Source organism: Streptomyces flavofungini (assembly GCF_041028215.1).
Classification (GTDB): domain Bacteria; phylum Actinomycetota; class Actinomycetes; order Streptomycetales; family Streptomycetaceae; genus Streptomyces; species Streptomyces flavofungini_B.
Window position 1 is genome coordinate 1 of record NZ_JASKYR010000680.1, and the last position, 4,392, is coordinate 4,392.

The following is a 4,392-nucleotide window of genomic DNA, read 5'->3' on the forward strand; positions in this document are numbered from 1 at the left end:
GCCCTGCCCCGGCCGAGCCAGTCCGACATGAGCTGCACGATCTGGCCCTGGGACGTCCACCCCGACAGGGAGTCGCCGATCAGGTTGGTGGGCCTGAAGACGGTGTGCCGCAGGCCGCTCTCCCGCAGCAGCCCCTCGGCCAGGCGCTTGGAGTGGATGTAGTTGCGGCAGACGTTGTCCTCGCCGAGCGCCGCGGGTGCCGTGGGCGCGAGGGCGGCCACGAACGCGGTGCTCATGTAGTGGACACTCGCCCCGGCCTGTTCGGCGAAGTCGATGACGCGCCGGGTGCCCTCGATGTTGACGGGTTCGTATTCCCGCGCGGGCAGGCCCCACTCCGTGAGGCCTGCCGAGTGGATGACGGTGTCCACCTCGGCGGCGAGCGCCGCGTGGCTCTCCTCGTCGAGCCCGAACCGTTCGGCCGTCATGTCAAGGGCCACGGTGGGCCCTTCGGCCTCGGGGACCGGGGCGCCGCGGGTCGCGGCGATGACGCGTGGCCCGTGCTCGCCCCGTGCCGCCCGCTCGCGCAGGATGCTGCGGCCCACGACACCGGACGCGCCGGTGAGCAGGACCGTCGGCCGTGCGCTCATGCGCGGGACTCCTTCCAGTTCATCAGGCGGGTCACGGCGCGGGCGCCGAGAAAGAGGGCGGGCTCCGGCGGGAAGTCGGCGGGCTGCCCGCGGCGCCCGTCGTCCACGAAGAGCAGCCGGGAGTAGTCGGTGTCCTTGCCGAGGGCCAGGTCGCGCAGGACCTTGCCGCCGGTGTGGGTGGCCGCGATGCCGTTGCCGCAGTAGCCGTATCCGTAGAGGATGTTGCCGCCGTCGAGACGGCCGAAGTGCGGTGCGTAGTCGCGGACGACGTCGGCCGTGCCGCCGTAGGCGTAGGTGAACCGGAGGTCCGCCCACTGCGGGAAGAATCGCAGGAACTCCCGGTGGATCGCGCGGTAGACCTCCGGCCGGTTCATGTTCCGCTGCCGCTTGTCCCTGCCGAAGTAGTACGGTGCGGGGCCGCCCGCGAACATGATCCGGTTGTCGTGGGTGAAGCGCGCGCAGGTCAGCAGGGACTTGGCCTCCACCAGGCCCTCGCGGCCCGGCCAGGCGACGCGGGAGAGCTGGGCGTCGGTGAGGGGTTCGCTCACCATCGCGTACGTCCAGATCGGCACGACCTTCCTGCGGAACGGCGGGAAGGCGTCCATGTGGACGTTGGTGGCGAGGACGACCTTGTCGGCCTTGATCCGGCCGCCCGTGGTGACGACGGTGGGCCGCGCGCCCGGTTCGACGCGCAGGCAGGGCGAGGTGTCGTACAGGGTCACGCCCTTCTCGCGCACCACACGGGCGATGCCGCGCGCGAGCTTGTACGGGTTGACCAGGGCGCCGCCGGTGCGCATGCTGCCGAGCACCGCGGGCGAGCCGATGACGGCCCTGGACTCGTCGGCGGGCAGGACCGGGGCCGGTGCGGCCCCCATCCGCTGGGCGAGTGCGCGGTCCTCGCGCAACCGCTTGAGCTGCGCCGCGTCGGTGGCGACCATCAGATAGTCGGTGGCCTCGTACTCGGCGTCGACGCGGTTCTTCCTGGCGAACCTGCCGATCTCCAGGATCGACCTGCCGACCGCCTGGGAGGCGTGCAGCGCGCGTGCGTAGCCGAACTCCCTGACCAGGGCCTGGATGTCCTTGCCGATGGTCGGGGTGACGAATCCGTCGGCGCGACCCGACGCACCGTAGCCCGAGTGGTGGGCCTCGACGACGCGGATGTCCAGGGCGGGTTCGGCCTCTTTGAGGAAGTAGGCCGTCCAGAGTCCCGTGAAGCCGCCCCCGACGATGCAGACATCGCATTCGATGTCTTCCCGCAGGGGCGCCCCCAGCGTCACGGATTCGGTGTCGTGCCAGTAGACGACGTGTTTGTAGCTGTTCACACCGGCGCTCCTCAGACCGCTTCGAGGATGATCCTTGACAATCCGAGATGGCGATGGGCGAAGTGGCCGACCGTCGCGCCCAGATAGCGCTCGTAATTGGCGACGTTCTCCTCGCCCGCGATCCGCACGGCCTCCGCACGGTGGACCCGGAGACGGCGCAGCCATTCCCGGCAGGTGCGGCTGTAATGATCCGGGTCATTGCGGAGGCTGACGACGTCGAATCGTTTCTCGCTCGACTCGATGACTTCGGAGAGCGCGGGAATCTCGGATTCCGGGAAAATGATGTCGATGATGAACATCAGGTCACGGACCGTCTGCTTGTCCATCCGGACGTTGTTTCCCTTGATGTTGGTCTGGAGTGCGATCCGCCCGCCCCTCGGCAGCCAGGCGCGGCAGCGGTCGAAGAACTCCCGGTAGGCCGCGACGCGTTCGGCGCGGGTCAGACCGGTGCGCGCGAAGTGCTCGAACGCGCCGATGGAGATGATGGCGTCGTAGGGCTCGTCCGGCTCGTGGTCCAGCCAGTTCTCCACCCGCACCTCGGTGCCGGGCACGGGCGTCCCGCGCAGCTTCGCCGCCTGGCTCTCGCTGAGGGTGAGGCCGACGGCCCGCTGGACGCCGTACCTGGTGACCAGGCGTTCGAGAAGGCTGCCCCAGCCGCAGCCGACGTCGAGGACGCGGCGCGCCCCCGGGGCCCTCGCCCCCGCCCCCTCGATGAGGTGGTCCAGCTTGCGCTTCTGGGCCCGCTCCAGGGTTTCGTCCGGATCGCCGTCGTCCCAGAGCGCGCAGGTGTAGGTGAGGGAGGTGTCGAGCCACAGCGCGAAGAACTCGTTCGACACGTCGTAGTGATGCCGGATGGATTCCGCGGTGGCGCCCCGGTAATCGACGGCCGTCACGCGGCGGCGCTGCCCTGCTCGGTCTCCTCGGCGAGCCGCACGAGGTCCGCGACGGTCTTGACGCCCGCGGCCCGCGACTCGTCGAACTCTATCTCCAGGTCGTCCTCGATGCTGTAGACGATATCGGCGATCTGCAGGCTCGAAAGGCCCACCGAGTCGAATGCCGTGTCGGCGCCGAGCTCGTAGTTGTTCGCCTTGCTGCCGAGTTTCTTGGCGATGCGGGCACACACTTCTTCAGCAGTGATCACGGTTTACCTTTCGGATGCGCGGCGATGAATTGCCGGTCTGAGCGCGTGTCTCAGCGCATGTCTCAGCGCGTGTCTTAGCGCGTTGCTCGCCAACGGTACAGACATCGCGAGCGGCGCACTATTGCCCTTTCGGGCAATGATCGAATACGCCGGATTGCCGCTGGCAAAAAGGGGCTTGAGGTGTTTTGCTTGTTCCGGCGCACCCTTGTTCCGGCGCACCCTTGTTCCGGCTCGCACTCGACGGCACTTCCGGGAGACACGCATGCCTGAGGTTCACCTTTCAGCGGGTTCTGTCGAGTACCAGGACACGGGCGGCGAAGGACCCGTGGTGGTCCTGCTGCACGGCGTCGCGATGAACGGTTCGCTGTGGCGGCACGTGGTGGCATCTCTGCGCCGTGACTTCCGCTGCGTGGTGCCGACGTTGCCGCTCGGCGGCCACCGCACCCCGATGAAGGTTGGCGCGGACCTGTCGGTCGCCGGGGTCGCACAGCTCGTCGCGGAGTTCCTCGACACGCTCGACCTGCGGGACACCACCCTGGTCCTCAACGACTGGGGCGGCGCGCAGGCCCTGGTGGCGCTGGGCAGGGACGAGCGGATCGGGCGCCTGGTCATCACCTCCTGCGAGGCGTTCGACAACTACCCGCCGGGCCTGCCCGGTGCCAACCTGTACGCCTCGGCGAAGCTCCCCGGCGGCATCGCCGCCGCATTCGGCCTACTGAAGCTGAGGCCGCTGCGCCGACTGCCCATGACCTGGGGGCGGATGAGCAAGCGGCCCGTCCCGCGCGAGGTGATGGACGACTGGTTCGCGCCCCTGTGGGCCTCCAAGGAGATCCGCGGGGACCTGCGGAAGTACGTGCTCGGGGTCCCGCCGAAGGCCACGCTCCTGGACTGGGCCGAGCAGTTGCGGACCTTCGACCGGCCCGCGCTCGTGGTGTGGGCCGCCGAGGACAAGGTCATGCCGCCCGAGCACGGGCGGAAGCTGGCGGGGCTGCTGCCCAGGGGCCGCCTCGTCGAGATCCCGGACAGCTACACCCTCATCCCCGAGGACCAGCCGGCCCGACTGGCCGAGCTGATCAGGTCGTTCCTGACGGCGGACGACGCCGCGAGCTGAACCCGCCGTACGCGCGGGCGCCCTCGGGGTCCACATCCCGGTGCGGCGCCGGACCGCCCCGCTTGAAGCCCTGAGGCGGAGCGCTCCGGTGCCGCAGGAAAGGAACCGTCATGCAGCCCGTAGGCATAGTCGACTTCGGCAGTCATCTGCCCGAGCGTGTCGTGGGAGCCGAGTTCTTCCACGATCCGGACGCCCCCGCCGGCCCCTTCGCCCAGGCCCCGCTGTTCAGGG

General features: G+C 69.4%; 5 protein-coding genes. 1 reads left to right on the top strand and 4 read right to left on the bottom strand.

Annotation, left to right across the window (positions count from 1 at the left end; all coding sequences use genetic code 11):
- The 4 genes from AB8Z36_RS32395 to AB8Z36_RS32410 form a co-directional block, all read right to left on the bottom strand.
- Positions 1-587, bottom strand: a 587-nt coding sequence (locus AB8Z36_RS32395) for an SDR family oxidoreductase (RefSeq protein WP_369216956.1), incomplete at its 3' end; no start/stop codon positions are given.
- Positions 584-1,909 carry an NAD(P)/FAD-dependent oxidoreductase gene (locus tag AB8Z36_RS32400; RefSeq protein WP_369216957.1) on the bottom strand — a complete coding sequence of 442 codons (1,326 nt, stop codon included), beginning with the start codon at positions 1,907-1,909 and terminating at the stop codon, positions 584-586. The genes AB8Z36_RS32395 and AB8Z36_RS32400, both read right to left, overlap by 4 nt.
- A gap of 11 nt (positions 1,910-1,920) precedes the next feature.
- Positions 1,921-2,802, bottom strand: coding sequence for a class I SAM-dependent methyltransferase (locus AB8Z36_RS32405; protein WP_369216958.1), 882 nt, complete (start codon positions 2,800-2,802; stop codon positions 1,921-1,923).
- Positions 2,799-3,050, bottom strand: a complete 252-nt coding sequence (locus tag AB8Z36_RS32410; protein WP_369216959.1) for an acyl carrier protein — start codon at positions 3,048-3,050, stop codon at positions 2,799-2,801. The genes AB8Z36_RS32405 and AB8Z36_RS32410 overlap by 4 nt, the downstream gene beginning before the upstream one ends.
- A 262-nt stretch (positions 3,051-3,312) precedes the next feature.
- Between AB8Z36_RS32410 and AB8Z36_RS32415 the strand changes: the two genes are divergently transcribed.
- The gene (locus AB8Z36_RS32415) at positions 3,313-4,161 is read left to right on the top strand and encodes an alpha/beta fold hydrolase (protein WP_369216960.1); all 849 of its coding nucleotides are present in this window, start codon (positions 3,313-3,315) and stop codon (positions 4,159-4,161) included.
- Positions 4,162-4,392: the final 231 nt, after the last annotated feature.

Bases quoted from the DNA above. Each gene is read 5' to 3' on its own strand.
- AB8Z36_RS32415 (WP_369216960.1), top strand. From the start codon at position 3,313: ATGCCTGAGGTTCACCTTTCAGCGGGTTCTGTCGAGTACCAGGACACG.